Source organism: uncultured Anaerococcus sp., from assembly GCF_963512375.1.
Lineage (GTDB): Bacteria > Bacillota > Clostridia > Tissierellales > Peptoniphilaceae > Anaerococcus.
Genome location: NZ_CAUPMI010000001.1, coordinates 99963 through 126651 on the forward strand (window position 1 = coordinate 99963; position 26689 = coordinate 126651).

Below are 26689 nucleotides of genomic sequence, written 5' to 3' on the forward strand. Positions count from 1 at the left end.
TAATTCCTCCTGTGGTAAACGAGTTAATCTCTCCCACTAATCTTCTACAGTGACTCCCATACTTCTTGCTGTTCCTGCTATCATGCTTACTGCAGCTTCTAGGCTTGCAGCGTTAAGATCTTCCATCTTTGTTTTAGCAATTTCTTCAAGTTGGCTTCTCTTGATTGATCCAACTTTCTTTTTGTTTGGTTCTCCAGAACCCTTAGCAAGATTTATTGCTTTCTTGATTAATACTGGTGCTGGTGGTGTTTTTGTTATAAATTTAAATGTTCTATCCGTATAAATAGTCATTTCTACCGGTATTATCATTCCTGCTTGGTCAGCTGTCTTAGCATTAAATGCTTGAACGAACTCCATGATGTTAATTCCGTGAGGTCCTAGTGCGGTACCTACTGGTGGTGCAGGAGAAGCTGCTCCTGCTGGTACTTGTAATTTTACTATTGCTTGTATATCTTTTTCTGCCATTTTTACCTCCTTGTGGTGATTCGGGTTTCCCCTCCCACTTATTTAGACAGTACTAAATTTCTTCTATATCGCTATATTCTAAGTCTATTAATGTATCACGGCCAAACATATCTACGTAAGCCTTGATAGTACCCTTTTGCTTGTCGATTTCTTCAATTTTTGCTACGAAATCTTTAAATGGTCCGGCTATAATATTTACACTATCACCTACATTTACATTAATATTAAGGACTGGTTCTTTCTCTTTTACACCAAACTTTCTTACTTCAGCTGGTGTTAGAGCTACTGGATCACCATCTGGTCCAACAAAACCTGTTACCCCTTGGGTATTTCTTATTATATACCAAGACTTATTGGTAATATTCATTTTGACCATTACATAGCCTGGAAATAGCTTTCTAGTTTTGACTTTTTTGTCGTTATTTTTTACTTCGACATATTCTTCAGTTGGTACAGTTACATCTATAATATCTGGATTTTGTTCATTATCTATCATCATCTGAATCTTATCAGAGACTCTATTTTCATATCCAGTATAGGTGTGAACCACATACCATTTTGCATTTTTTTCTGCTTCTGTAAGTTCTGTCTTGTTTTCTTCTTCTTTGATATTTTCGTCAAAATTTAAAGAATCAGTCATCATTCACCTACATTATAAATGAAAGTAGGAAATGGAAGACCTTATCAAGGATCCAAATAGATACTGCTGTTACAGCACTAATAGCTATTACTATTAAAGCATACTCAATGGTAGTCTTTAATGTAGGCCATTGGATCTTTTTGTATTCTTTAATGACTCCACTAAAGAAAGAATCTTTTTTCTTAGCCATTATTACTCCTACTTTGTTTCTTTATGAACTGTGTGCTTTTTGCAGAATGGGCAATATTTGTTAAGCTCAATTCTTTCACTATGAGTTTTTTTGTTTTTAGTTGTATCATAGTTTCTGTTTTTGCATTCTGTGCATTCTAATTTAACTTTAGTTCTCATAAAACACCTCCTATTTACTTATACGGATACTTCCATACAATGAATTATACTACCATCTAAGTCTGTCTTTGTCAATACTTTTAGTCAATTTTTAATAGGTTTTTCAAAAAAATTTCTCTTTTTTTGATAAGAACTTTTCTTAAATCATCTAAATCATGGTTTGAAAAGCAATAATCTGAATAAGAAATTAATATATCCTCTATATCATCAAGCTCATAGAGATTGTCTTCATAAGCTCTTCCCAGATATTCATCTTCCCTATCATAATACATTACTGGTGGATAACCCTTAAGATTTGATGTATCAAAGGCTATATAGGATTCTTTGGCGTAAACCCTATCTTTTATTATTAACATCTTCTCTCTAATATCTATTTCTCGTCCAGATTTGAAATCTTTAATCAAGACTTAATCCATTATCTTTAATTGCTTTTACAATTGCATCAGCAGCTTCGTGGGCGCCTTCTTCAGTTTCTGCTTCAACCATTACCCTAACAAGTGGTTCTGTTCCGGATTTACGGACTAAAACTCTACCTGAGTCAGCTAGGTCAGCAGTTATTTTTTCAATAATAGAAGCTACTCCTTCATTATCTAAGACTGTGTCCTTATCCTTAACTCTTACATTTATTAAGACTTGTGGGTAGATTTTCAAATCTCTTGTTAAAGTTTTAAGGTCAGATTTTGATTCTATCACAGCCTCCATAATTTTAAGAGATGTTAGGATTCCGTCACCTGTATTAGCAAATTTCTTTAAGATTATATGGCCTGATTGCTCTCCACCTAATTCAATGTCTTTTTCATACATTCTTTGGTGGACGTATTTGTCACCTACATCAGTTTTTTCATAACCAATTCCAAGATTATCAAAGGCTTTATAAAGACCGATATTTGACATCACTGTTGTTACTACCTTGTTTGAATCTAGGCCGCCTTCTTTTTTCATGTAAGATGCAAGTACATAAAGGATAGCATCCCCATCTACAATATTTCCCTCTGAATCAACGGCTATACATCTGTCAGCATCACCATCATAGGCAAAGCCAATGTCTAGTTTATTTTTTACAACAAAATCTCTTAGAACTCCTATATGGGTTGATCCTGCATTGTTATTGATGTTAAAACCATTAGGCTCATCATTTATTACGAAAGTATCTGCACCAAGGGCATCATAAACTGGCTTTGCGATTGTAAAGGCTGCTCCATTTGCAGGATCAAGACCTACTCTCACTCCCTCAAAGGACTTTGTCACAGTTTGAATCAAATATGCAATATACCTATTCCTGCCTCCTATATAGTCAACTGTCCTTCCTATATCTTCACCTTTAGCAAGGTCTATAGATTTTATGTCAGAATCTATATATTCTTCTAGGCTTTCAAGGAAGTCATCCTCCATTTTCTCGCCATTTTTATTTATAATCTTTATACCATTATCATGGTAAGGATTATGACTTGCTGTGATCATAATTCCACAATCAAAATCTTCTACCCTTGTTATATATGAAACTGAAGGAGTTGTTGTAACGTGGAGTAGGTAGGCATTTGAGCCTGAAGATGTAATACCAGCTGATAAGGCATCTTCAAACATATATGAAGACCTTCTGGTATCCTTGCCTATTAGGATCTTACCATTGCCATTTTTCTTTTTTGAAAAATAATCTCCTATAAATCTACCGATTTTAAAGGCATGGTATACGTTAAGCCCTTCATTGGCTTCTCCCCTAAATCCATCTGTACCAAAATATTTCATTTATATCTCCTTAAATTTAAGTTCTTTATTTTTTTATATTATACCCTTTTGATAAATTTAAGAAAAATCGGGTACACAAAATAGGAAGGAGTAATGATATGAATTTTGAAAAACTTAACAATGAAAAATTATATATAAATGGATCATATATTGATAGCCAAACAAACAAATGGATAGAGGTTGAAAATCCAGCCACAGGAAAAATTATAGGGAGAGTCCCAAAGGCTAGTGCCGATGAAATAAACCTTGCAGTTGAGTCTGCTTATGAGGCTTTTAAAACTTTTTCTAAAACTAGTCTTGAAGAAAGAATTTCCTATATAGAGAAATTTAAGAATCGGATGATAGATCACCAAGATGAAATTATAGAGACAATCAAAGATGAACTTGGAGTACCAATAAGAATTGCAAAGCCAGGCCAATTTGACAAACAGATGAAAAGAATAGATGTCTTTATCGACCAGGCTAGGAAAATCGATTATAGAATTGATATGAATGGTGGTTATGTAAGGATGGAGCCAATTGGAGTTGTAGCTAGCCTTACCCCTTGGAATTATCCTTTAGGACAAATCGTAATGAAAGTTATACCCGCCCTACTAATGGGATGTACAGTAGTCCAAAAACCTGCCTCAGATACACCACTTACAGCCTATTTTGTGGCCAAGGCCTTTGATGAAATCGGTCTGCCTAAGGGCGTTTTTAACCTAATCACAGGATCTGGAGCGGAGGTTGGAGATATTTTAAACTCCCATCCTAAGGTAGGCATGGTTTCTTACACAGGAAGCCTTGCTGGAGGAGCTTCTTCAGCCAAGCATGCCATGGATACATCTAAAAAAGTTGTTCTTGAACTTGGTGGTAAGTCCCCAGCAGTCTTCATTAAGGGGGCCGATATAAAAATGGGTGTAAAGCAAGTATTAAACAGAGTATACCTAAATGTAGGCCAAACTTGCTCATGCCTATCAAGGGTAATTATAACTGAAGATATTTACGAGGATGTTATAAAAGAATTCCTAGCTCAATATGATAATTATCCAGTAGGTGATCCAAATGATGAAAAAACAGTCGTTGGGACCCTAGCTGGTAAAAAGCAATTTAACAGGGTTAAGGGCTTTATAGAAGAAGGAATCAAAGAAGGTGCTAGCCTTCTTAAAGGAGAAGTGCCTACAGAAAACAAAGTTGGCTATTATGTAAAACCTGTCATCTTTACTGATGTTAAGCCAGGTATGGCCATCCACGATAAGGAAATTTTTGGACCTGTCCTTTCTATAATAAAGGTAAAAGATAAAAAAGAAGCTATAGAAGTAGCAAATGCTGTGGACTTTGGCCTATCTTCCGCTGTCTTTGGCAATGAAGAAGAAGCAGAAGAAATCGCCTATGAAATCAAAGCTGGCGATGTCTACCTAAATTCTAACGGAGGAAGCCCTGAACTACCTTTTGGTGGCTTTAAGCAATCAGGAGTAGGCAGAGAAGGTGGAAAATTTGGACTTATGGAATACCTAGAAGCTAAGTCAATCCACACTGCCTAATATAAATTAAATTATAAATAAAGCTAGCCTTGTTGAATTTATTTACAATTCTCCAAGGCTAGCTTTTTTATTTATAATTTATAAAATATCCTTTAATTCTAATATTGAAGAGATTTTTATATCTACTCCACAAGCCTCCGTTGGATTTCCATAGCCGTAAGTCGCAAAAATTGTCTTCTGTTTGTTCTTAAGGCCTGCCTCCATATCTTCCCTACGGTCGCCAATCATTATATAATCGCTGTCTAGTTCTTTTCTAAGAATCTTATACTTATCCAAATAATCGTAGTCTTCCCCAATAAAATATTTTGAAAAATACCTATCTAAGCCAAACTTTTCCCTGGCGGCATCCATGTAAACTCTCCTACACTTTGATAAAATATAGAGTTCGTATTTTTCTTTTAGATAGGAAAGTGTTTCAATGGCTCCATCATAAAGCTCGCCTACTTCAGTCATATATTTTATAATCCTATCGCCATTTTTTCTTATATAAGGGGTTTTATCAGAATCATCTTTTAAAATTATATCCCAAACCTCTTTTGGCCCCATCCCTATAAAGGATTTGAAGTCAAAATCATCAATTGATAATTTTAAGTCGCTAAGGCTTTCTATAATGGCCTTTTTGTAGGCTATTTCCGTCTTATGGATTGTCCCGTCAAAGTCAAATACTAAGATCATATAAGGTCGACCAAATTTGCCATTTCTATAGCAGAAATAGCTGCTTCTGCTCCCTTATTTCCTGACTTAACTCCTGCCCTTTGGACTGCTTGGTCTACATTATCTGTTGTTACAACTCCAAATATCACTGGTTTTTCGCTATCAAGACCTACAGCTGCCACTCCCTTAGATACTTCTGCACAAACATAATCAAAGTGTGGTGTATCTCCTCTAATTACAGCTCCCAAGCAAATTACAGCATCTATATCATCTTTTTTTGCAAGTTTCTTAGCAGCAAGAGGTATTTCAAAGGCACCAGGCACCCTTACTATAGATATTTCATCATCTTTCACCTCATGTCTTTTCAAGGCATCAAGGCAACCTTCAAGCAACCTATCTGTTATAAAATTATTAAATCTTGCAACCACTATGGCATATTTTTTATTATTTGAAACTAAATTAGCACTAAATTCACGCATTTTTTATCTCCTTAAATTCTTTTAATTCATGTCCCATTCTTATAGCTTTTATTTTTAGGTAATTTCTATCTATATTATTTGACCTTATTTCTAAAGGTTCTCTTTTTTCCACCCTAATCCCATATTTTTCTATTTGATTAATTTTGTCAGGATTATTTGTCATAAGGCTAATTGACTCTACCCCTAGCTTTCTTAACATTTCTGCTGCTATTTTATAATCTCTCATATCCTCAGGAAAGCCTAGCTTTAGGTTAGCATCGACAGTGTCATAGCCTTGTTCTTGGAGTTCGTAGGCCTTAAGCTTGTTAAATAAGCCTATACCCCTGCCTTCTTGGCGTAAATAAAGAAGGACGCCCTGGCCGTTTTCTTCAATTTTCTTGAGAGCCTTGTGGAGTTGACTACCACAATCACATCTTTTTGATCCAAGTACATCACCAGTTAGGCACTCCGAATGAATCCTAGTTAGAACATTTTTAGCTTTGATATCTCCCTTGGTTATGGCTATGTGCTCTTTACCAGTTTTTTCATCAAGGAAGCCGTAAGCAACAAAATTTCCATAATCACTTGGTAGTTTTACTGGATTTGTTTTCTTAAGCCCTACTTCCTCAAGAGATCTCCTATATTCTTGGATTTTTTCTACAGTTGTCATCTTCAGACCAAGCTCTTTAGCCAAGTTCTTAAGGTCATCACCCCTCATCATATGGCCATCATCTGCCATAATTTCACAGCATAGACCTACTTCCTTAAGGCCTGCTAGCCTCATAAGGTCAACTGTCGCCTCTGTATGGCCATCCCTTACCAAGACTCCTCCTTCTTTGGCTATTAAAGGAAAGACGTGGCCTGGCCTTCTAAAGTCTTCTGCTTTTGAATTAGGATTTACAAGCTCTCTGATTGTTTTAGCCCTCTCAAAAGCTGATATTCCAGTAGTTGTATCGACATGATCGATAGAGACTGTAAAGGCTGTCTCGTGATTATCTGTATTATTTTCAACCATTGGGTGGAGGTTCAATCTTTCTGCTACCGCCTTTGATATTGGTGTACAAATGAGGCCCTTGCCGTAAGTTGCCATTATATTTACCATCTGTCCTGTCACATTTTCGCCAGGGCAGATGAAGTCTCCCTCGTTTTCTCTTGATTCATCATCGGTCACTATTACGATTTCATTTCTCTTTAATGCTTTTATTACTTCTTTTATACTATCCATATCAATTTAGCCCCAAAAGTGAGCTTAAGTCCTCCTTATTTTCATTTTTGTATAATTTTTCTACAAATCTTCCGATTATGTCTGTTTCTATATTTACCAAATCGCCAATCTTTTTATATTTAAAATTAGTATTTGCAATAGTTTCAGGAATGAGTGAAACTTCAAAAGTATCTGCTGATTCTTTTGATACTGTCAAAGATATGCCATCTATGGCTACCGATCCCTTGTTGACTATATACTTACAAATTTCCCTTTTTGTTTTAAACCTATAGACATTTTTATTTATTAATATAAGTTTTCCAACCCCATCGATGTGACCTTGGACAATGTGACCATCAAGCCTATCAGCAAAACGAAGGGCCCTTTCTAGGTTGACATATTTTCCAAGCATTGAGGGATTAAATTTTGTCTTATCTAGGCTTTCCTGCATTAAATCTGCCTTGTAATAATCAGGACCAAATTCCTTTACAGTCAGGCAAACTCCATCAGTCATAATAGAATCTCCAAGTTTTAAATCTTCTAAGACTTCCTTACAAGTGACTTTAATCTCTACGTGGTCAGACTTATTTGAAAACTGGCTTACCTTGCCTAATTCAACTGAAATCCCTGTAAACATTTCTCACCTCTAGCATGATGTCTTCATCAAATCTTTCTATATGATCAATTCTAAATTTCTTAGCATCTTTTATAGTCTTGACTCCTTCTCCCATGAAGGCTGATCTAGAATTTTCTCCACCAAGTACGATTGGGGCTATAAATTCATATATTTTATCAACTAGGTCTGCTTCCAAAAATGAAGAATTGAGTAGAGATCCGCCTTCAACTAAAATAGATGAGACATTCATTTTGTATAGTTTCTCAACTAAGTCCTTTAAATCAACCTGGCCATCCTTTTCTTTGCAGGAAATAATCTCAGCATTTAAGTTAGTTTCCTTATCTCCTATGGTTCCTATATAAGTTTTCTTATCTGATTCTAGGTTAAAAATATCAAGGTCAGGATCAAAAGCTAAGTCAGAAGCAACTATAACTCTAATAGGGTCAACCCCATCTTTAAGCCTGCAATTAAGCCTTGCCCTATCCTTTAACAGAGTATTTTTCCCTATAATAATAGCATCATAATCATTCCTAAGCTTGTGGACGTAGGCCCTTGATTTTTCACCACTGATCCGCATAGAATCATAAGTTTCTGTGGCTATTTTCCCATCAAGGCTCATGGCATATTTTAGACTAACAAGAGGTCTCTTATATTTCATATTAAAGAAGAACTTCTCATTTAGCCTCTTGCCTTCATCTTCCAAAACTCCAGTAACAACCTCAATACCAGCTTCCTTGAGCTTTTTAATCCCATCCACTTTTGGATTAGTATCAAGGTTTGCTATAACAACCTTAGCTATGCCCCTTCTTATGACTTCATCAACACAAGGCGGATGTTTGCCAAAATGTGAACATGGCTCTAAGTTTACAAAAAGTGTAGCACCTTTTGCGTCTTCCTTGAGATTTTTAAAGCAGTCAATTTCTGCATGGTCATCATAAAAAGACTTATGATAGCCCTTGCCTATAATTTCTCCATCCTTATATACAAGCGCCCCAACCATGGGATTGGTAAGAACCCTTCCCGCTCCCTTTTTAGCTAGTTTAAAGCACTCTTTCATCAAATTTTCGTAATTCAAATCTCCTCCTTTTGGGGAACAAAAAAGTCCCCTTTCAGGGACTAAAATTAAAAGAAAATTTTTTCACAAATATAGGGAAAAAATATAAACTTCTCTCATCCAGACTCTAACTGTCGGCATCGGAATTTCACCGATTCGGCTTTCGCTCGCAGACTATAACTGCCGGTGGGGAATTACGCCCCGCCCTGAAGATTATTTCTAATTACATTTATATTATAATATAAGGTTTTCCCAATGTCAAATATTATTTTGAATTTATATTTTTCCATAATCTGATATAATAGACTTATGAGAAAACTAGATTATATACCAAGAACAAAGATAAAGATGATTCATGTAGATGGGTCCTATTCCTTCGGGATTGATTCAATCCTCTTAGGAGACTTTGCCAAGATGAAAAAAGGAGCTAACCTTTTAGATATAGGAGCAGGAAATGGAATACTCGCCATGATGGCAAATGACCTTTATGAGCTTAATAGGGTCTATGCTGTAGAAATTCAAAAACACAAAGTAGAAATTTTAAGGGAAAATTTAGCCCTTAATGGCATAGACAATATAGAAATTATCGCCAATGACCTAAATAAAATAGATTTTAAGGAAAACTCTCTAGATTATATCATAACCAATCCGCCTTATTATAAGAAAGGCCACAATATAGGCAATAAGGATGAGGAATTTCTTATCTCCAGACAAGAAATCTATCTTAATTTAGACGATATATTTTCATTTGCCAACAAGACCTTAAAGGATAAGGGCAAACTTTTTATGGTCCACAAGCCGGAAAGAATGGTAGAAATCTTTCAAAAATCAGGCAATCTTAAGGCAAAAAGAATCCGTTTTGTATCATCTACCTTTGATACTAAGCCCCAATTTATCCTCATAGAATTTGTAAAAAATGCCAAAGATGGTCTTAAAATCGAAGACCCAATTATAATTTATAAGGACGGTTCATATACCGACCAAGTTAGAAAAATAAACGGAACCTACAAGGAGGACTAATGGATTATCAAATATATTTTGTGCCAACACCAATCGGCAACCTCGAAGATATGACTCTAAGGGCCATATCTACCCTAAAAGGAGTCGACCTAATAGCCTGCGAAGATACCAGGGAGTCTAAAAAGCTTTTAAATTTCTACGAAATAGATAAGCCCCTAACTTCCTACCACAAGTTTAACGAACAGGCCAAGGGCGAAGAATTAATAAAAAAAGCAAAAGAAGGTATGACAATAGCAGTTATAAGCGACCAAGGCATGCCTGGCATGTCAGATCCAGGGGAAATATTAATTAAAAAATGCATAGAAAATAATATTTCTTACACAATCCTACCTGGCCCAAGCTCAATCCTAACAGCTCTCATAGGGTCTGGTCAAGATATGTCAGCCTTCTCCTTTTATGGTTTTATAGGCAAAAAAACTAAGGAGAAAAAAGATTTTTACGAAAAATTAAAAAACGAAGAAAAGACATCAATAATTTTTGATTCTGTCCACAACCTTCCAAAAACTATCGAAGATTTCAAGGAAATATTCCCAGAAAGAAAACTTACCATAGCTAGGGAATTAACAAAAAAGTTTGAAGAATACAAAACCTACACAATAAAAGACATAGATCCAGAAGAGATCACCTTTAAGGGTGAATTTGTCCTAATTTTGGAAGGCAAAAAGGAAGAAGAATTTGAGGATATTTCAAACTTTGATGAAGAAATAAGACAAATGATTGATGAAGGCAAATCTACCAAGGAAATCGTCAAAAAAATCAAAAAAGAAAGCGGATTTTCAAAAAACGAAATTTATGAATATGTGATTAATTTTAAATAGGAAATCTTATGAAAATAACAAAAAAAGAATTTAAGTATAGGCTTGGTAATGCTTGTAATAGAAATAATCTTATATTTTTTGCTCTAAATCATCCAGAAGCTTCCTTTCCATGGTCTAATAATATAACATATATCATTTACATGGCTTATCTTGTTCTTGTTATATATTTTGTAAGTAAAAAAGATTAAATAAAAAAAACAAAGACCTAGACACTTAATATAGTCTAGGTCTTTCTTTTTCCATAAAAAAACCATCCAGGTTATGGATGGTTAAATTATTATCTGTTTTTTCTATTTTTTCTTTTAGCAGCGTCATTTTTCTTTTTTCTTATAACGCTTGGTTTTTCGTAGTGTTCTCTTCTTCTATATTCAGAAAGTACACCGGATCTTGCGCATTGTCTTTTGAATCTTTTAATCGCACTGTCGATTGATTCGTTTTCTCCAACTCTGATTTCTGTCATCTCTATCCCCCCTCTCGTATCCGCACTTAAGATTTCAAATCAGCCTGGTGGCCATTGTAGGCTTCTTCCGCCTAGGACATGAAAATGCATGTGAGCTACACTTTGTCCCCCATCTTCACCGATGTTATGGACTACTCTGTAGCCATTTTCAGCTATGCCTTTTTCACGAGCTATCTTTTTGATAGTCAAAAATATTTTTCCTAGCAAGGAAGAGTCTGACTCGCTAAGCTCATCTAAAGATTTAATGTGCTTTTTTGGTATAACAAGAAAATGGATAGGTGCTTGTGGATCTACGTCATCAAATGCAATTACATCTTCATCTTCATAGATTATCTTTGATGGAATCTCTCCATCTATAATCTTACAAAATACACAATCCATACTTCACCCCCATTAGTATATATAATACCATAATTGAATTTAAGAGTAAAGTTTTTTATTTAATAATTTGGCCAATAAGTTCATTATTTTCTATGCCAGTAATTTTTACATCAAAAATTTCATTATCTTTTATTGATAGATCTTTGACATTTACCCTTAAATAATTGGTTGAATATCCTGATTTGAAGCCTTTTATATCTGATTTTGATTCAAATAGGACTGAAAGAGTCTTTCCAATTTGCTTGTTTAAAAATTCTTTTCTATTTGTCTCTTCAATTTTTTCTAAATCTTTTAGCCTATCCTTTTTGATATTTCCATTTACCTGACCGCCCATTGTGGCTGCCTTTGTCCCATCCCTTTGAGAATATTTAAATAGGTGAGTTTTGGCAAATTTAATCCTATCTACAAAGTCTAGGGTATCTTTGTGATTTTCATCTGTTTCTGTTGGAAAACCTACGATGATATCTGTTGTAAGGCCTGCATTTGGGAATACTTCTCTAATTAAATCTACCTTTTCTTTAAAGGTTTTTGTGTCATATTTTCTATTCATTGCCCTTAGGATGTCATCTGAGCCTGATTGTAGAGATAAGTGGAAATGATCACAAGCCTTACCTGTGTTTTTCATCCTTTCTAGGAAGTCTTTTGTAATGTGTCTTGGCTCCATTGATGAAAGTCTAATTCTTTTAATCCCATCAACATTAGCCACATTTTCTATTACATCTATAAGGGATGTTCCGTCTTTAAAATCCTTGCCGTAGCTTGCTACATGAATGCCTGTTAGGACTATTTCCTTAAAGCCATTGTCAGCAAGGCGGCTAGCTTCTTTTATTATCGAATCCATAGGACGGCTTACTACATTGCCCCTAGCGTAAGGAATCAAGCAGTAAGAGCAATACATGTTGCAACCATCTTGGATTTTCATATAGGCCCTGGTCATGCCTGTTTGATTAGAGATGGCTAAATCTTCATAAGTTTTTTCTTCAGAAACTGATATTAACTTATCTGTCGCTTCTTTGTTTTGTAAAAAGTCCTCGCAGAGTTCTACTACTTCTTCTTTATTTCTAGAGCCTAGAATTATGTCTACACCTTCTATTTTTGCTACTTCTTCAGGTTTTACTTGAGAATAGCAACCCATTACAGCAATTATTGCATCTGGGTTGTCAGTCCTTGCTCTTGATATCATCTGTCGGCTTTTCCTGTCAGACATGTTTGTAACTGTACAGGTATTTATGACATAGATATCTGCATTTTCTTCTTTTCTTTCAAATCCTCTTGCTTCAAAGATTTCTTCGATAGCTTCAGATTCATATTGGTTTACCTTACATCCTAGGGTTATTATATTAAATGTTTTTGTCATTCAAAAAAATCCTTAACTTTATCAAAAAATGATTTTTCTTCTTTTACCTTGTTTCCACTTGCATCAGCAAAGGCTTTTAGGGCCTCTTTCTGGGCTTTATTTAGCTTCTTAGGTGTTACAATCTTGACATAGAAGTAGAGATTGCCTTGTCTACCTGTGCGTGAATCTTTGATTCCTTCATTTCTTAGGGTAAATCTTTGGCCTGTTTGGGTACCTTCTGGTATTTCAAACTCAACACTCTTCTTTAAGGTTGCCACATCTATCTTGCCACCTAGGGCTGCTGTTGTAAAGCTTATTGGCATTTCATAATAAATATCTAGACCATCTCTTTTAAATATTTCATGGTCACTTACCCTTACTATTACATATAAGTCACCATAAGGGCCGCCATTTTCGCCCATATGACCCTTGCCACTTAGCCTTATGACATTTTGATCTTCTATACCTGATGGTATATCGATTTTAATTTTTTCTGATTTAAATTCTTTTCCAGATCCCTTGCAATTTTTGCATGGTTTATCAATTATTTCACCAGTTCCATGGCACTTATCGCAGGTTACTGTCCTTGACATGGTTCCAAAGGCTGTCCTTGAGACTTGATTTACCACTCCTTGGCCATGGCAATCTGGACAGGTGTGTTTTTCAGAACCCTCTTCTGCCTTAGAACCGTGGCAGACATGGCATTCTACTTCTCTTCTTACCTGAATTTCCTTGCTTACACCAAAGGCTGCTTCTTGGAAGGACAGGTTTATTACTTGCTGGATATCAGCTCCCTTTACAGGTCTTTTGGCCCTGCTTGCCCCATAGCCTTGGCTAAATATATCTCCAAATAAATCGCCAAATATATCGCCAAAGCCACCAAAACCTGATGAAAATCCACCAGCACCAGGGCCACCATTTTCAAAGGCAGCTGCCCCATACATATCGTATTGTTGCTTCTTTTGAGGGTCTGATAGGATTTCATAAGAAAGGGTTGCTTCCTTAAATTTGCTCTCAGCCTCTTCATCTCCAGGATTTAGGTCTGGATGGTATTTTTTGGCTAGTTTTCTATATTCTCTTTTTATATCAGCAGTGCTGGCGTCCTTGCTTACTCCAAGCACTTCATACGGATCTCTCATTTTACCTCCAAATCATAAAAAAAGCTATTTCTCTAGGAAATAGCCCCTTTTATCAATTGTTTTTATTATACTAGCTATAATAAATCTTTCAAAAGATTATTCTTCATCTTCATCGATTACTTCATAGTCAGCATCTACTACATCTTCATCGCTTTGGCTAGAACCTTCTGCTCCAGCTTGGCTTTGCTTATACATCTTTTCACTTACCTTGTAGATTTCATTTGTTAACTCTTCTGTAAGTGCTTTGATCTTATCTAAGTCATCAGCTTTTATTGCATCTTCTAGTTCTTTAGCCTTAGCTTCTATAGCTTCTTTTTCGCCGCCTTCTAGTTTTGCATCTTCTACTGTCTTTCTAGCTTGGTAAACTAGGTTTTCAGCGTTATTTTTAGCATCTATTGTTTCTTTTTTCTTCTTATCTTCTTCAGCAAATTGTTCTGCTTCTTTTACCTTTTTATCGATTTCTTCTTCTGTTAGGTTTGAAGATGATGTGATTGTTATCTTTTGTTCCTTACCTGAACCTTGGTCTTTAGCTGTTACATTTACTATACCATTAGCATCTATATCAAAGGTTACTTCGATTTGTGGAACACCACGTCTAGCTGCAGGAATTCCTGTAAGTTGGAATCTACCAAGAGTTATATTGTCTGCTGCCATTTCACGTTCACCTTGTACTACGTGGATGTCTACTTCTGTTTGTCCATCTGCTGCAGTTGTGAATATTTGGCTCTTCTTTGTAGGTATTGTTGTATTTCTTTCGATTAATTTTGTAGCTACACCACCAAGTGTTTCGATACCTAATGATAATGGTGTTACATCTAGTAGTAATAGGTCTTTTACTTCACCTGTTAGGACACCACCTTGGATAGCTGCACCTATTGCAACTGATTCATCTGGGTTGATGTCTTTTTGTGGTTCTTTACCAATTATATTTTTAACTAGCTCTTGAACTGCTGGTACTCTTGTAGAACCACCTACTAGTAAAACTTTGTCTATATCAGAAGCTGATAGGCCTGCATCCTTTAAGGCATCTTCTACTGGTTTTCTTGTTTTTTCTACAAGATCATGGGTTAGCTCATTAAATTTAGCCCTTGTTAGGTTGATGTCTAAGTGGACAGGTTGGCCATCTACTGCTGTTATAAATGGTAGGTTAACATTTGTTGTTAATGTTGATGATAATTCTTTTTTAGCCTTTTCTGCTGCATCTTTTAGTCTTTGCATAGCTGTTAGGTCTTTTGTTAAATCAACACCTGATTCTTTCTTAAATTCAGCTGCTAGATATTCAACAACTGCATGGTCAAAGTCATCTCCACCAAGCTTGTTGTTTCCTCTTGTTGAAAGAACTTCAAATACTCCATCACCTACTTCAAGTATTGAAACATCGAATGTACCACCACCAAGGTCGTATACCATTATCTTAGATTGGTCAGTTTCCTTATCCATACCATAAGATAGGGCTGCTGCTGTTGGTTCGTTGATAATCCTATCTACTTTTAGACCTGCGATTTGTCCAGCATCCTTTGTAGCTTGTCTTTGAGCATCTGTAAAGTAGGCTGGTACTGTAATTACTGCATTTGTAACTGTATCATTTAGATAAGCCTCTGCGTCTGCCTTTAACTTTTGAAGAATCATTGCAGAGATTTCTTCTGGTGTATATCTCTTGCCATCTATTTCTGGAGACTTCCAATCATGTCCCATTTCTCTTTTTACTGATGCTATTGTTCTATCTGGGTTAGTAATTGCTTGTCTTTTTGCTGTTTCACCAACTAATCTTTCGCCATCTTTTGAGAAAGCTACTACTGATGGAGTTGTTCTGTTACCTTCGCTGTTTGGTATAATTGTTGCTTGTCCACCTTCCATTACTGCTACTGCAGAGTTGGTTGTACCTAAGTCAATTCCTATAATTTTTGCCATATCTTTTTCCTCCTATTTGCTTACCTTAACCATTGCTGGTCTAAGGACTTTGCCGTGTAATGTATATCCTTTTTGGAATGTTTCTATTATATGATCTTCTTCGACTGTATCGCTTGCTTCTGTCATTACTGCGTGGTGCAAATTGTGATCAAAAACGCATCCGTCAGATTCGATTTCTTCTAAGCCCTCGTTTTTGAGGGTCTTTAGAAATTCATCTCTTATCATTATGACTCCCTTTACGAAAGGATCTTCTTCATCCTTATCTTTAAGGGCCCTGTCAAAGTTATCTAAAACAGGTAGAAGCTTTTCTACTAGAGAGCTTGATGCAAATTTCTTAAAGTCTGCCTTAGACTTTTCTTCTCTTTGCTTATAATTTGCAAAATCTGCCATAAGTCTCTGGTATTTTTCTAAATATTCATTATCCTCTGATGAAGTTTCCTCCTCATCGTCAACTATTTCAGCATCGATTACTTCTTCATCTTCTGGATTTTCTTTTATATTTTCTTCTTCTAATTTTTCTTCATCTTTTATTTTATCATCTGCCAAATCATTCACCTTACCTTTTTATTCATTTAGTAAATCTGAAACTAGCTTAATACTTTCTATAACTTCCTTATATCTAATCCTAGTAAGACCGACTATGCCAATCTTACCGATGGTATTTTCATCTACCTTAAAATAGGAAGTTATGATTGTATTTTCCTTTAACTGGTCGATTTTATTTTCTTCTCCGATAGTGATGACTAGGCTTTGGTCATTTTTATCAGTTAGAAAATCTGTAATAATATCTGGATTTTCAAAGAGATTGATAAATTCTTTAGCTTTGACTATATCATCAAATTCTTTAAAATTGAATATATTACCCAAACCCTCTATCTTGATTTCCTTATCAGAATCCTTGCTAGATTCATTTTCCATCTTAGTTTGGATTATATCGAGCAAATACTTATAATTTAGATTTAACTTCTCTTCTATACTTATGATTTTCTTTCCTATATCATAAATACTTGAACCAATTAGCTCGCTCCTTAATATATTATTAATTTGCGCTAGACTTTCGTCATCTATCTCGTATTTTAAATAAATCAAATCATTAACAACTAGGCCATTGTCATAGACTACTATAAGTATGAGTGCATAATCGTTTACCCTTAATAGCTCTATGTTGGCTATTGATTTTATTTGATTTTTATATGTGATAGATACTGCTGTCAGATTTGTAATTGTCGCTAAAATCTTTGTAGCTGAATCTACAATATCTGTAGCATTATGATATCTCTTATCCAAAATTTTCCTCAAGTTTTTAGGATCATTTTTCTTATCTAAAAGACCATTTTCAAGTAAGTGGTCTACAAAAAATCTGTAGCCCTTATCTGAAGGTAGCCTACCACTTGAGGTATGGGCCTTTTTTAGGAGGCCTTTCTTTTCTAGAGATGACATATCATTTCTAATAGTAGCCGGTGATACATCAAAGGAATAATCATCAGCCAAACTCTTAGAGCCTACTGGTTCTCCCTCTAGGATATAGGAGTTTATGATAGAGAAAAGTATCTGCATTCTTCTATCTTTCAAGTCTTTCACTCCTTTTAGCACTCTTTAGTATCGACTGCTAATTATAGTATACTAGCTAGGATTTCTTTGTCAAGAAATATTATATTATTTCTAGGAAAAACTCATTAGAAAGAGAAAATCCCTTCTTAGTAAAGCTTATCCTATCAGATATTTTAAAAAATCCATCCCTATAAAATTTATCAACTGACTCTTTATATTTTTCTAAGAAGTCAGCCTTAAATTTTTCTTTAAAGGTCTTAAGATTTATACCCTCTACCTCTCTTAGCTTAAAAATTATATATTCTTTTTCCTTCTCATCCTTATCAATAAATTCTTTATTTATAATAGGAAGCTTATTTTCTCTTATAAACTTATCATAAATTGCTAGATTTCTTGTATTGCTATATCTGGTATTTGAAAGATAGCCGCTAGCTCCAAGGCCAAAACCAAAGTAACCCTCGCCATTCCAATATTTTTTGTTATGAAGTGATTCAAAACCTTGCTTGGCAAAATTTGATATCTCATACCTATTAAGTTTTAGCTTAGCAAGTTCATCTATTATCATATCAAAGATATCTACCTCTAAATCGCTATCCATTAAATCAAGCTTACCTTGCCTATCAAGGGCATAGAACCTTGATCCTTTGTCAAGAATCAAGGAATACCAAGAAATATGGTCTGGATTAATTTTCTTTACAAAATCCAAGTCCTTTTTTACAGAATCCAAATCTTGACCAGGGAGGTTTAGCATCAAATCAAAGGATAAATTTTTAAATCCTGCTTCCCTAATCAAATCTATATCCCTGAGGGCTCTCTCTCTTGTGTGGTTTCTGCCAATATTTTTAAGGACCCTATCATCAAAGGATTGGACTCCTAGCGAGATCCTATTTATGCCAAGCTTCTTATAAATTTCAAGCTTTTCCTTATCAAGAGAATTTGGATTTGCCTCAATTGTAAATTCTTTTATGTCCGTCTTAAATTTATAGATTTCATCTACTATTTCTTCAATGAGTCGAGCGTCTATATAAGAAGGTGTCCCTCCGCCAATATAGATGGTATCTATGATTACATCCATCCTTTGCCTATAAAAATTTATTTCTTTTACAAGATTTGAAACATAGGGCCTAATCCAATTTTCTAGATTAGGAAAGGCTGCAAAGTCGCAATAATAACACTTTTTCTCACAAAAGGGAATATGAATATAGGCTCCTATCTTATTCATTTTTACCTATCAATTCTATAAGCACTAGCTTAGCAGCAGATCTGCTTATTATCTTAAAATCAGACCCCTTCTTTATCCTAAGGACATCAGCAGGAAAATATGTGTATTCCTTACCATCTGCTATAATCCTGACCCTGCCTTCTATCACGACAATATAGTAAGCATGACCTGAGTTTTTTGGACTAAATTCATTTTCCTTTTCGAAATATAATCTTTTAATTATCTCGCATTCTGACTTTAAAACTAGCTCTTCGCTTGCCTTTGCTGTTTTTTTCTCTTCTACATGGCCTATTTTATGGTTTTTATAGTCTTCTTTAGTCAAAATTGTTTGGTGAACTGGTGCTAAAATTCCCATAGGAACTTTTACAACATGGCTGCCATAATAAGTAAAGCCAAGCTTCTTTTGAAAATCTCTAGACTTAAAATTATTTCTAAAATAGCCAGCAGAAATATAATCAAGACCAAGCTCTTCAAAGGCATATTTCATAAGGGCCCTAACAGCTTCTGTCATAATTTTTTGCCTATGGTAAGCAGGACTTAATACAAAACCTATCTCCTTGGCCTTTTTACCTTCAAATTCTTTATAAAAATCCTCATCCACTGGGCGAAGTACTATAGATCCGATTACCTTGCCATCCATATCTATAGCAAGGACGTTTTTATTTTTTTTAAATCTTTCTAAAACTTCCCTAGTGTAATCTAGATTTTCATGATGAGGCCAACCAGCCATTTCACCAAGTCCAGGTATTTTTGCGTATTCAAAAAAATCTTCTAAATCAGAATCTCTAAAGGCTCTAAGTACAAGCCTATCAGTTTTTATAACTAAATCAGTAAAATCAACTTTAATATCCATAAATACTCCTTATCCATGATAAATATACTATACAATAATGGATTTTATTTTAAAATTTTGTAAGATATGACTAAGTAAACTGTCTACTATATGAAGGAGGCACTATGGATATAGAAAAAATTTATAGGATATATTTTGATGACTTGTATAGATTTTTGCTATATCTATGCAAGAATAAAGAAGTGGCCCAGGATATTTGCTCAGAAAGCTTTATTAGGGCCATGAAAAATATTGAAAATATCGAAGACTCCAAGGTCAAATCTTATCTTTTTCAAATTGGTAAAAACACCTATTACAACTATTATAAAAAAAACAAAAGGCTTTTGCTCACTGATAAAATCGAAGACTTTGACCAGGAATTGGAATCTTTTGAAAAAGATTTATTGTACAAAGAAAATCTATCTAATTTGGATATGGCAATAGAAAGCCTTGAAAATCCTTACAAAGATGTTGTAAAACTAAGACTTAACGACCTATCTTTTAAGGAAATTGAAGAGGTTTATAAGAAAAACCAAAACTGGGCCTGTGTCATCTACCACAGGGCCAAGGAAAAATTAAAAATATTAATGGAGGAAAATGATGAATAATTGTGATATTATAAAAGATTTACTTCCCTTATATAAGGAAAATCTTTTAAGCGAAGAATCAGTTAAATTTGTAGAAGACCATTTAAAGTCTTGCCCTAAGTGCAAAAACCTATTGACAGATGAAATCGAAATTAAAAATGAAAATACAAAGCCCCTAGATTTTGTAGAAAAAAGGATAAAAAAAGAGACTAGGTTTTTCACCCTAGCAGTGGTCTCGCTGATAGGATCAATACTCATTTTTATCATATCTTATCTAAACATGCCAAGGCATATTGAGTATGAAAAGGACTTGTACAAAGTTTACAAGGGCGATGCCATCTACACAGTAGAATTTTCTGACAAGGTCAGTGGGATTGATTATACTGACACAGAAGATGCCATCTACCTTGATGCCTATACTACAAAATATGACGAGCTTTTTAATAAAGATAGGCCAAAAAAATCCCTAACTTTTCATAAGGATAAGATAAAAACTGTCCAATATCAAAACCACGAATCCATGCCAATTATGGTAATTGGACATGGAGAAGTTCGCCAAACTCTACTTCCAAGATTGGTCTTTGGTTTATATGCCTGGATGTCAATCATTGGATTTTTTGTAATAGCTTTTGCCATATTTTTACAAGAAAAACTCAGAAAAAAATCCCTAAGTCTACCAATAAAAACTCTACTAATTGGTGCTCCCATATCACTTTTCCTAGCAATTATTGCAGTTAAAGGATTAAATACAGCAACCTATTATCCAACGACAGATTTTAAATACATTGCATTTTTATCCTTAGGAATCTATTTGTTTTTGATCTTCCTAAGCATAGCAAGAGACCAAAAAAGGATGTGAGAAATCACACCCTTTTTTATTTTATTCATCATCAAGCTTAAGTACTGATAGGAAGGCCTCTTGTGGGACTTCAACATTACCAAGTTGACGCATTTTTTTCTTACCTTCTTTTTGTTTTTCAAGAAGCTTTTTCTTTCTAGAAATATCACCACCATAGCATTTGGCGATAACATCTTTTCTCAAGGCCCTTACTGTCTCCCTAGCTATAATTTTTGCACCAATGGCCGCTTGGATTGGCACGGCAAATTGTTGTCTTGGAATCTCATCCTTTAGCTTTTCAACAATTCCCCTACCCCTTGCATAGGCATTGTCTCTATGAACGATTAGAGATAAGGCATCGACATTTTGTTCGTTAATTAGGATATTAAGCTTAACTAGGTCTGAAACCTTATAGCCAGTTACTTCATAATCAAGGGAAGCATAACCCTTTGTCCTTGACTTAAGATTGTCAAAGAAATTGTAAATTACCTCATTTAATGGAATCTTATACTTAATAGAAACCCTATTTTCATCTATATAGGTCATATTTATAAGCTCCCCACGTCTAGATTGGGCCAAATCCATTACCTGACCAATATATTCCTTTGGAGTGATGATTTCAGAAATAGTTTCTGGTTCCTTTATATATTGGATTTCTGTAGGATCTGGGAAATCATTAGGATTTTGTAATTCTTTTTCTTCATCCTCTCCCTTAAGCTTAATCTTATAAATAACTGATGGAGCAGTAGCGATTATATCTAGGTCATATTCTCTTTCAAGCCTTTGGGTAATGATATCCATGTGTAAAAGTCCAAGGAAACCCGCCCTAAGACCTACACCAAGAGCTTGAGAATTTTCCTGCTCAAATACAAGGGCAGCGTCATTTACCTGAAGCTTTTCTAAAGAATCTCTTAGCTTATCAAAAGATTCACCCTCAGCAGGATAGATACCAGAATAAACCATTGGTAGGACTTCCTTATAGCCAGAAAGTGGCTTATCTGTAGGATTTGACACACTTGTGATAGTATCACCGACCCTAGCATCCTTTACTTCCTTGATAGATGCCTCTATAAAGCCAACGTCTCCACTTCTTAGCTCCTTTGTCGCAATCCTACCCCTTGTTGTATAACCAACTTGGTTGACTTCGTATTTCTTGCCAGTGTTCATCATGACAATCTCATCTCCAGGTCTAACAACTCCTTCAAAGATTCTTACATAACAAACAACTCCCACATAAGAGTCATAATAAGAATCAAAAATAAGGGCCTTAAGTGGTTTATCATCATGATCTTCTGGTGCAGGTACGTTTTTAACAATATCTTCTAAAACATCTTCAATATTTAGGCCAGTCTTGGCAGAAATCATTGGAATTCCATCAGTATCAAGGCCAATCTGATTTTCTATCTCAAGTTTAATCTCATCAGGCCTAGCGCTTGGAAGGTCAATCTTATTTAAAACTGGAAGAATTTCCAAATCTTGCTCAAGAGCTAAGTAAGTATTGGCCAAGGTCTGAGCCTCAACCCCCTGACTAGCATCAACAACAAGAATAGCTCCTTCACAAGCCTTAAGAGACCTAGATACCTCATAGTTAAAGTCCACATGGCCTGGAGTATCAATTAGGTTGAGGTCATAAGTCTTGCCATCATTAGCCTTGTAATGAATCTTAATAGACTTAAGCTTAATTGTAATACCACGTTCCTTTTCAAGCTCCATATCATCAAGCATCTGCTCTTTGATATCCCTTTGGCTTATATTTTCACTTTTTTCAATGAGCCTATCTGCAAGGGTAGACTTGCCGTGGTCAATATGGGCAATTATTGAAAAATTTCTAATATTTTCTTTTCTCTTTGTCATATATCTCCTACTAATCTTATTTATATGGATTATTATCAATAAGTCCTGCATCAGCAAAAGGATAGAACCTTAAAAATGCATGACCTACAATATCTTCTTTATATATCTTACCAAAATTTCTAGAGTCATTAGAATTATCCCTATTGTCCCCAAAAACTAAGTATTCATTGCTACCTAAGATAAATTCATCACCAGCAAGACCTTCTAGGGTATGGTCACTTGCTATATATTTTTCTTCAAGTACTTCTCCATTAATAAGGACCTTACCATCCTTAAGCTTAACAGTATCGCCAGGAGTTCCTATAACTCTTTTAACATACAATCTACTTGGGTAATCTGGGGCATTAATAATAACAATCTGTCCCCTTTTATAGTCGCCAAAATATTTTCCAATCTTATTAACCATAAGCATATCATCACTATGTAGGGTATTTAACATCGAATCCCCAGAAACTCTAGTGGCATCAACAATAAAAAACTTAACAAAAAAAGTTATGATCAAGGCAACAGCAATGGTTTTAACCCAATCCCAAATCACACTTAAGATGGTATCCTTCTTTTTATTTTTCTCTTCCATAATAACCTCTCATTCCTTGAATTATTATATACTATATGGGGTCAATTCTCAAAAAATTCTTAAAAATATAATAAAAACTTGAGCTTTTTGAAAGTTTATGGTAGAATACATAAGTCAAGTAAAAAAAGAGAAGAGGTGAAAATAGATGGCAAACATTAAATCAAGTCAAAAAAGAATTGAAGTCGCTAAAAGAAATACTCTTAGAAATAAGTCAAGAAAATCAGCAATCAAAACTTACATCAAAAAGTTTGAAGCAGCTATAGAAGCAAATGAACTAGACCAAGCTAGAGAATTACTAAAATTAGTTGACAAAAAGCTAAAACAAGCAGAAAGCAAAAATGTAATCCACAAAAACAGAGTTGCATCTGTAACATCAAGATTAGCTAAAAAATTAAACGCAGCAAACGCATAAGAAAATGAGTGATAATCAGTAATGGATCCCGACATATGACTACTGATAATCACTCATTTAAAAGTAGAGCAGATATTGCAAGCAATATCTGCTCGTTTTTCATTATTTTACAAAGTGCGAAGCACGCAGGAAAATAATAGAAAAACTTTATGCAGGGAGAGAAATTCAACGCGACGAGTAGGAGCGTTTAATTTCTCGAGTCGCATAGGCTAAAGACACACCTTTGCCAGCAATATTTGTGCGTTTTTCATTATTTTACAAGTGCAAAGCACGTAGGAAAATAATAGAAAAACATTATGCAGCGAAAAAAAAAGGACGCGACGAAAAGGAGCGTTCTTTTTTTGTAGTCGCATAGAATAAATACACACCTGTGAGCAAAATTTTTACGATTTTCACAATTTATCGAACAACGAAGTTGTGAAGAGAAATTGATGAAAAACATTATGCAGAAAGGAAAGAACGACGCGACGAATAGGAGCGTTCTTTTTTTGTAGTCGCAAAGAATAAAGACAGACACTGTGAGCAAAATTTTTACGATTTTCACAATTTATCGAACAACGAAGTTGTGAAGAGAAATTGATGAAAAACATTATGCAGCAAAGAAAAAAAGATGCGACGAATAGGAGCGTTCTTTTTTTGTAGTCACATATGATAATGACATGGATTGTAACCGCAACGGCGAAAGAAATTAAGGAAGTCGAAAAAAATCGAGTAAGAGGCAAATGATTATTTCATTCACCGTCCTCTCTCACCACCGTACGTACGGTTCCGTATACGATAGTACAATGACTTCTGCTGACTTCTCACTATTCGTTGTTACTGCTGTTTCGCTAATGAGACCTCACGGGATAAGCTCTAATACTTTCATCGTTTACTTGCAGAATTTACGCCTTGAGTTTACGGTTGTCTTTTGGGTCTTTGTTATCTGAGGCTAACTTGCCCACCTTTTACGCCTTATATTCTGTTCATGTTCGTCAAGCCACGATTTCGCTATTGCTTCTTCTCTCCTAAATGTCGCCATCTAAAACTTGCAAGTCGCTATCAGATTCGTTGACAAACACACTCTTTAGGGATTTTCACCCCAGCATTAGAACATGCCCGTCATACCTCAGAAAAAGACGAGGATATATAGTTTCCTCGTCTTTTTTCTATGTTAGGACTTTTGCAACAGCCCCCTTTTTTATAACTACCGCCTTCCAGATAAAAGAGAAATTCACTCTTTTATCTTACAGTTGATTTAATATAATTCACAACCTCTTTTGATTATAGCTTGATTATTTGAGTAAATATTATCACTATATCTTGTTTTTTTATAGTAAAATGGTGAAACTCCCCAGTCTGTCATCTGTACCTCACCAGTTATGTCTTTTAAAGAACGATAAGGGTAATAAGATCCTACTTTTACTTCCTTTAAGTCATGCACCATAGTCTTGTATGTATGGACAGTCTCAGGTTTTAATGATATAAGTAAACCTGCAGCTGATACTCCAAGACTTATTATTGCTTTTACTCCTGAAGCAGGAATGCCTAATAAAAGACTAATAGCAGACACAGTTCGTCCAGCTGCTACCCATATATCCGTTATTTTAGTTGCTCCAAATGTTCTAGTAAAATATAAATATCCTGTTTTATTATAATATTTCCCACTACCTAAGTATCTATTAAAAATATAGTCCCCATAAACATTTTGTGCTGCTCTGATTGCCTTATTTCCATTTGTAGAACTGTTTTTCTCTATACCTACATTCAAGCTTTCATTGTCTAAATCATTTAACACTTCATTTGAAATTATATCTGTTGTATCAATGGTTACACTTTCCATTTTTTGAATTTCATTAAAAATATTATTAAACAAACCTAAAATTTTTATGTCTTCTGTAGTCTTATTTATAGGTTGTAGATCTATAGACTTATTTTGATTTAGAGCATTTACATAGTAATTGGAAGGTATTTTATACTCAATAATATTATCTAAATCATCAATCTTTTTGTAATAAGCTTCTATAATTTTATTATTTTTACTATCTAATGTAAATGTCTTCACATACTTACTAGTTTCCATATAAAAATAATAAAACTTATTTTCTTTAAACACCTCTAAAAAATAATCCTTCTGATTTTTTGATTGATATAAAACTCCATTTTCCTCAACAATTAACTTTTCAGAAAAATTTTCCTCTGCATATCCTATATTTGTAAATGGAAATGATAAAATGGTTATTTGTATTGCTAAAATATAGCAATTCTTTTTATTAATTTATTATTATTCATATTTTCCTCCTTTTTGTTAAATAACTCTATCTTTAACACATATTAATCAGATGTATTTTCCTTAAGTAGCATGATATTTATAATAATTAAAGCTATACCAATAAGTACTATAAGAATATTTACATAATTTTCTAAAAAGTGTTGTGATAAACCTAAAAAAAACCATATAATACCCGCTATTATACCAAAAACATTTCCTATTTTTTTACAATTTTTATTTTTCATTTTCATTCACCTACCTATGTTATATATAGTGTTATGCTTGTCGTAATTAATGTAGGCTTCAACAGTCTCTACTAATTTTCTTTAATAAACTAAACCAACAATAATTAGTTTATCATAACAATTAATCTCCTTATCTTAGACGTGCTATTTGGCTTTCTGCTAGTGTTGTAGCTTTTAAGGATCCTGCTTTGTCTATATATTATTATAAACTTAGACAAAGGGGTAAGGCTCATGGAACAGCTATTGGTGCTGTTGCTAGAAAACTTACTAACATAATTTTTGATGTTTTGAGGGATAACAAAGCTTATATACCTAATATTTAGTTGTTATTTAATTGTTATTTAATTTTTTTAAGCATAATTTTTAGGCTTGTTTGACGTGCCTTAAATTTCAAGATAATTATTTTTTATTTTCTCTTGACATTTTTCTCTAATCCTTGATAAATATAAGACATACTCTATATCAGATTTATCACTTGTCAGATCAACTTTTTCTTAATTACTTCTATAATAGGAAGTCACTAGTGATAATAAAAGACTTTTGATAG

General features: G+C 34.4%; 31 protein-coding genes and 1 riboswitch. Of the genes, 7 read left to right on the forward strand and 24 right to left on the reverse strand.

Annotated elements, in window-relative coordinates; translation table 11 throughout:
* Nucleotides 1-36 precede the first annotated feature (36 nt).
* The 6 genes from rplK to glmM all read right to left on the reverse strand — a co-directional run bounded on the left by rplK (nt 37) and on the right by glmM (nt 3199).
* Nucleotides 37-465: a 50S ribosomal protein L11 gene (gene rplK, locus RRB46_RS00560; RefSeq protein ID WP_106460589.1), complete on the reverse strand. Its 429-nt coding sequence runs from the start codon at nt 463-465 to the stop codon at nt 37-39.
* 52 nt (nt 466-517) lie between these two features.
* Nucleotides 518-1105 (reverse strand): transcription termination/antitermination protein NusG, encoded by a 588-nt coding sequence (nusG, locus tag RRB46_RS00565; RefSeq protein ID WP_296129112.1) that lies wholly within the window; start codon nt 1103-1105, stop codon nt 518-520.
* Between the two features lie 7 nt (nt 1106-1112).
* The gene (gene secE, locus RRB46_RS00570; RefSeq protein ID WP_296129108.1) at nt 1113-1295 is read right to left on the reverse strand and encodes a preprotein translocase subunit SecE; all 183 of its coding nucleotides are present in this window, start codon (nt 1293-1295) and stop codon (nt 1113-1115) included.
* A gap of 8 nt (nt 1296-1303) precedes the next feature.
* On the reverse strand, nt 1304-1453 hold the full coding sequence (rpmG, locus tag RRB46_RS00575; RefSeq protein WP_296129105.1) for a 50S ribosomal protein L33: 150 nt from the start codon (nt 1451-1453) through the stop codon (nt 1304-1306).
* Between the two features lie 80 nt (nt 1454-1533).
* Complete coding sequence (locus RRB46_RS00580; RefSeq protein WP_311537110.1) at nt 1534-1809, reverse strand: aspartate 1-decarboxylase (aspartate alpha-decarboxylase); 276 nt, start codon at nt 1807-1809, stop codon at nt 1534-1536.
* 40 nt (nt 1810-1849) lie between these two features.
* Nucleotides 1850-3199, reverse strand: a complete 1350-nt coding sequence (gene glmM, locus RRB46_RS00585; protein WP_311537111.1) for a phosphoglucosamine mutase — start codon at nt 3197-3199, stop codon at nt 1850-1852.
* A gap of 98 nt (nt 3200-3297) precedes the next feature.
* Between glmM and RRB46_RS00590 the strand changes: the two genes are divergently transcribed.
* A complete protein-coding gene (locus RRB46_RS00590; RefSeq protein WP_296129100.1) occupies nt 3298-4722 on the forward strand; it encodes an aldehyde dehydrogenase family protein in 1425 nt (474 codons plus the stop codon).
* Nucleotides 4723-4800: 78 nt separating this feature from the next.
* Here RRB46_RS00590 and RRB46_RS00595 read toward each other — a convergent pair whose 3' ends face one another.
* Genes RRB46_RS00595 through ribD form a run of 5 tightly spaced genes read right to left on the reverse strand, consistent with a single transcriptional unit; the run spans nt 4801 to nt 8729 of the window.
* Nucleotides 4801-5397, reverse strand: coding sequence for an HAD hydrolase-like protein (locus RRB46_RS00595; protein ID WP_311537112.1), 597 nt, complete (start codon nt 5395-5397; stop codon nt 4801-4803).
* Nucleotides 5394-5855, reverse strand: coding sequence for a 6,7-dimethyl-8-ribityllumazine synthase (ribE, locus tag RRB46_RS00600; RefSeq protein ID WP_106460596.1), 462 nt, complete (start codon nt 5853-5855; stop codon nt 5394-5396). Before ribE ends, RRB46_RS00595 begins: the two co-directional genes overlap by 4 nt.
* The gene (gene ribA / locus RRB46_RS00605) at nt 5848-7059 is read right to left on the reverse strand and encodes a GTP cyclohydrolase II (RefSeq protein WP_311537113.1); all 1212 of its coding nucleotides are present in this window, start codon (nt 7057-7059) and stop codon (nt 5848-5850) included. Before ribA ends, ribE begins: the two co-directional genes overlap by 8 nt.
* Nucleotide 7060: 1 nt before the next feature.
* On the reverse strand, nt 7061-7675 hold the full coding sequence (locus RRB46_RS00610; protein ID WP_311537114.1) for a riboflavin synthase: 615 nt from the start codon (nt 7673-7675) through the stop codon (nt 7061-7063).
* Nucleotides 7653-8729 (reverse strand): bifunctional diaminohydroxyphosphoribosylaminopyrimidine deaminase/5-amino-6-(5-phosphoribosylamino)uracil reductase RibD, encoded by a 1077-nt coding sequence (gene ribD / locus RRB46_RS00615; protein WP_311537115.1) that lies wholly within the window; start codon nt 8727-8729, stop codon nt 7653-7655. The genes RRB46_RS00610 and ribD overlap by 23 nt, the downstream gene beginning before the upstream one ends.
* Before the next feature lie 83 nt (nt 8730-8812).
* A riboswitch (FMN riboswitch) is annotated at nt 8813-8926 on the reverse strand.
* Between the two features lie 91 nt (nt 8927-9017).
* Here ribD and RRB46_RS00620 point away from each other — a divergent pair.
* From RRB46_RS00620 to RRB46_RS00630, 3 genes are read left to right on the forward strand one after another with little or no spacing between them, the layout of a single operon-like run.
* A complete protein-coding gene (locus tag RRB46_RS00620) occupies nt 9018-9728 on the forward strand; it encodes a methyltransferase (RefSeq protein WP_311537116.1) in 711 nt (236 codons plus the stop codon).
* A complete protein-coding gene (rsmI, locus tag RRB46_RS00625) occupies nt 9728-10546 on the forward strand; it encodes a 16S rRNA (cytidine(1402)-2'-O)-methyltransferase (protein WP_297688621.1) in 819 nt (272 codons plus the stop codon). The genes RRB46_RS00620 and rsmI overlap by 1 nt, the downstream gene beginning before the upstream one ends.
* Before the next feature lie 8 nt (nt 10547-10554).
* Entirely contained in the window at nt 10555-10734 is a 180-nt protein-coding gene (locus tag RRB46_RS00630; RefSeq protein WP_297688623.1) for a hypothetical protein, read from the forward strand.
* A gap of 89 nt (nt 10735-10823) precedes the next feature.
* Here RRB46_RS00630 and rpsU read toward each other — a convergent pair whose 3' ends face one another.
* The 9 genes from rpsU to RRB46_RS00675 all read right to left on the reverse strand — a co-directional run bounded on the left by rpsU (nt 10824) and on the right by RRB46_RS00675 (nt 19399).
* Nucleotides 10824-11006, reverse strand: a complete 183-nt coding sequence (gene rpsU / locus RRB46_RS00635) for a 30S ribosomal protein S21 (RefSeq protein ID WP_015778089.1) — start codon at nt 11004-11006, stop codon at nt 10824-10826.
* Nucleotides 11007-11045: 39 nt separating this feature from the next.
* A complete protein-coding gene (locus tag RRB46_RS00640; protein WP_296129069.1) occupies nt 11046-11387 on the reverse strand; it encodes a histidine triad nucleotide-binding protein in 342 nt (113 codons plus the stop codon).
* 55 nt (nt 11388-11442) lie between these two features.
* Complete coding sequence (mtaB, locus tag RRB46_RS00645) at nt 11443-12744, reverse strand: tRNA (N(6)-L-threonylcarbamoyladenosine(37)-C(2))-methylthiotransferase MtaB (protein ID WP_311537117.1); 1302 nt, start codon at nt 12742-12744, stop codon at nt 11443-11445.
* Nucleotides 12741-13862: a molecular chaperone DnaJ gene (gene dnaJ, locus RRB46_RS00650; RefSeq protein WP_311537118.1), complete on the reverse strand. Its 1122-nt coding sequence runs from the start codon at nt 13860-13862 to the stop codon at nt 12741-12743. The genes mtaB and dnaJ overlap by 4 nt, the downstream gene beginning before the upstream one ends.
* A 96-nt stretch (nt 13863-13958) precedes the next feature.
* The gene (gene dnaK / locus RRB46_RS00655; protein WP_311537119.1) at nt 13959-15773 is read right to left on the reverse strand and encodes a molecular chaperone DnaK; all 1815 of its coding nucleotides are present in this window, start codon (nt 15771-15773) and stop codon (nt 13959-13961) included.
* Between the two features lie 12 nt (nt 15774-15785).
* Nucleotides 15786-16319 carry a nucleotide exchange factor GrpE gene (gene grpE / locus RRB46_RS00660; RefSeq protein ID WP_311537120.1) on the reverse strand — a complete coding sequence of 178 codons (534 nt, stop codon included), beginning with the start codon at nt 16317-16319 and terminating at the stop codon, nt 15786-15788.
* 18 nt (nt 16320-16337) lie between these two features.
* Nucleotides 16338-17354: a heat-inducible transcriptional repressor HrcA gene (gene hrcA / locus RRB46_RS00665; RefSeq protein WP_311537121.1), complete on the reverse strand. Its 1017-nt coding sequence runs from the start codon at nt 17352-17354 to the stop codon at nt 16338-16340.
* Between the two features lie 70 nt (nt 17355-17424).
* Nucleotides 17425-18546, reverse strand: coding sequence for a radical SAM family heme chaperone HemW (hemW, locus tag RRB46_RS00670; protein ID WP_311537122.1), 1122 nt, complete (start codon nt 18544-18546; stop codon nt 17425-17427).
* Entirely contained in the window at nt 18539-19399 is an 861-nt protein-coding gene (locus tag RRB46_RS00675) for a GNAT family N-acetyltransferase (protein WP_311537123.1), read from the reverse strand. Before RRB46_RS00675 ends, hemW begins: the two co-directional genes overlap by 8 nt.
* Nucleotides 19400-19503: 104 nt before the next feature.
* On the opposite strand from RRB46_RS00675, the gene RRB46_RS00680 reads away from it, so the two are divergent.
* The gene (locus RRB46_RS00680; protein ID WP_311537124.1) at nt 19504-19986 is read left to right on the forward strand and encodes an RNA polymerase sigma factor; all 483 of its coding nucleotides are present in this window, start codon (nt 19504-19506) and stop codon (nt 19984-19986) included.
* Entirely contained in the window at nt 19979-20824 is an 846-nt protein-coding gene (locus RRB46_RS00685) for a zf-HC2 domain-containing protein (RefSeq protein WP_311537125.1), read from the forward strand. The genes RRB46_RS00680 and RRB46_RS00685 overlap by 8 nt, the downstream gene beginning before the upstream one ends.
* A 21-nt stretch (nt 20825-20845) precedes the next feature.
* Here RRB46_RS00685 and lepA read toward each other — a convergent pair whose 3' ends face one another.
* Together lepA and lepB are read right to left on the reverse strand one after the other, a co-directional pair.
* On the reverse strand, nt 20846-22657 hold the full coding sequence (lepA, locus tag RRB46_RS00690) for a translation elongation factor 4 (RefSeq protein WP_297688640.1): 1812 nt from the start codon (nt 22655-22657) through the stop codon (nt 20846-20848).
* A 16-nt stretch (nt 22658-22673) separates the two neighbouring features.
* The gene (gene lepB / locus RRB46_RS00695) at nt 22674-23234 is read right to left on the reverse strand and encodes a signal peptidase I (RefSeq protein WP_311537126.1); all 561 of its coding nucleotides are present in this window, start codon (nt 23232-23234) and stop codon (nt 22674-22676) included.
* Between the two features lie 145 nt (nt 23235-23379).
* Between lepB and rpsT the strand changes: the two genes are divergently transcribed.
* The gene (gene rpsT, locus RRB46_RS00700) at nt 23380-23646 is read left to right on the forward strand and encodes a 30S ribosomal protein S20 (protein WP_106460615.1); all 267 of its coding nucleotides are present in this window, start codon (nt 23380-23382) and stop codon (nt 23644-23646) included.
* A gap of 1237 nt (nt 23647-24883) precedes the next feature.
* On the opposite strand, the gene RRB46_RS00705 is transcribed toward rpsT, so the two are convergent.
* Together RRB46_RS00705 and RRB46_RS00710 are read right to left on the reverse strand one after the other, a co-directional pair.
* The gene (locus RRB46_RS00705) at nt 24884-25741 is read right to left on the reverse strand and encodes a hypothetical protein (protein WP_297688644.1); all 858 of its coding nucleotides are present in this window, start codon (nt 25739-25741) and stop codon (nt 24884-24886) included.
* A 218-nt stretch (nt 25742-25959) separates the two neighbouring features.
* The gene (locus RRB46_RS00710; RefSeq protein ID WP_296127065.1) at nt 25960-26142 is read right to left on the reverse strand and encodes a hypothetical protein; all 183 of its coding nucleotides are present in this window, start codon (nt 26140-26142) and stop codon (nt 25960-25962) included.
* Nucleotides 26143-26689 lie beyond the last annotated feature (547 nt).

Coding starts and splice junctions, on each gene's coding strand:
- rplK (WP_106460589.1), bottom strand. CDS start 465: ATGGCAGAAAAAGATATACAAGCAATAGTAAAATTACAAGTACCAGCA.
- nusG (WP_296129112.1), bottom strand. CDS start 1,105: ATGACTGATTCTTTAAATTTTGACGAAAATATCAAAGAAGAAGAAAAC.
- secE (WP_296129108.1), bottom strand. CDS start 1,295: ATGGCTAAGAAAAAAGATTCTTTCTTTAGTGGAGTCATTAAAGAATAC.
- rpmG (WP_296129105.1), bottom strand. CDS start 1,453: ATGAGAACTAAAGTTAAATTAGAATGCACAGAATGCAAAAACAGAAAC.
- RRB46_RS00580 (WP_311537110.1), bottom strand. CDS start 1,809: ATGTTAATAATAAAAGATAGGGTTTACGCCAAAGAATCCTATATAGCC.
- glmM (WP_311537111.1), bottom strand. CDS start 3,199: ATGAAATATTTTGGTACAGATGGATTTAGGGGAGAAGCCAATGAAGGG.
- RRB46_RS00590 (WP_296129100.1), top strand. CDS start 3,298: ATGAATTTTGAAAAACTTAACAATGAAAAATTATATATAAATGGATCA.
- RRB46_RS00595 (WP_311537112.1), bottom strand. CDS start 5,397: ATGATCTTAGTATTTGACTTTGACGGGACAATCCATAAGACGGAAATA.
- ribE (WP_106460596.1), bottom strand. CDS start 5,855: ATGCGTGAATTTAGTGCTAATTTAGTTTCAAATAATAAAAAATATGCC.
- ribA (WP_311537113.1), bottom strand. CDS start 7,059: ATGGATAGTATAAAAGAAGTAATAAAAGCATTAAAGAGAAATGAAATC.
- RRB46_RS00610 (WP_311537114.1), bottom strand. CDS start 7,675: ATGTTTACAGGGATTTCAGTTGAATTAGGCAAGGTAAGCCAGTTTTCA.
- RRB46_RS00620 (WP_311537116.1), top strand. CDS start 9,018: ATGAGAAAACTAGATTATATACCAAGAACAAAGATAAAGATGATTCAT.
- rsmI (WP_297688621.1), top strand. CDS start 9,728: ATGGATTATCAAATATATTTTGTGCCAACACCAATCGGCAACCTCGAA.
- RRB46_RS00630 (WP_297688623.1), top strand. CDS start 10,555: ATGAAAATAACAAAAAAAGAATTTAAGTATAGGCTTGGTAATGCTTGT.
- rpsU (WP_015778089.1), bottom strand. CDS start 11,006: ATGACAGAAATCAGAGTTGGAGAAAACGAATCAATCGACAGTGCGATT.
- RRB46_RS00640 (WP_296129069.1), bottom strand. CDS start 11,387: ATGGATTGTGTATTTTGTAAGATTATAGATGGAGAGATTCCATCAAAG.
- mtaB (WP_311537117.1), bottom strand. CDS start 12,744: ATGACAAAAACATTTAATATAATAACCCTAGGATGTAAGGTAAACCAA.
- dnaJ (WP_311537118.1), bottom strand. CDS start 13,862: ATGAGAGATCCGTATGAAGTGCTTGGAGTAAGCAAGGACGCCAGCACT.
- dnaK (WP_311537119.1), bottom strand. CDS start 15,773: ATGGCAAAAATTATAGGAATTGACTTAGGTACAACCAACTCTGCAGTA.
- hemW (WP_311537122.1), bottom strand. CDS start 18,546: ATGAATAAGATAGGAGCCTATATTCATATTCCCTTTTGTGAGAAAAAG.
- RRB46_RS00675 (WP_311537123.1), bottom strand. CDS start 19,399: ATGGATATTAAAGTTGATTTTACTGATTTAGTTATAAAAACTGATAGG.
- RRB46_RS00680 (WP_311537124.1), top strand. CDS start 19,504: ATGGATATAGAAAAAATTTATAGGATATATTTTGATGACTTGTATAGA.
- RRB46_RS00685 (WP_311537125.1), top strand. CDS start 19,979: ATGAATAATTGTGATATTATAAAAGATTTACTTCCCTTATATAAGGAA.
- lepA (WP_297688640.1), bottom strand. CDS start 22,657: ATGACAAAGAGAAAAGAAAATATTAGAAATTTTTCAATAATTGCCCAT.
- lepB (WP_311537126.1), bottom strand. CDS start 23,234: ATGGAAGAGAAAAATAAAAAGAAGGATACCATCTTAAGTGTGATTTGG.
- rpsT (WP_106460615.1), top strand. CDS start 23,380: ATGGCAAACATTAAATCAAGTCAAAAAAGAATTGAAGTCGCTAAAAGA.
- RRB46_RS00710 (WP_296127065.1), bottom strand. CDS start 26,142: ATGAAAAATAAAAATTGTAAAAAAATAGGAAATGTTTTTGGTATAATA.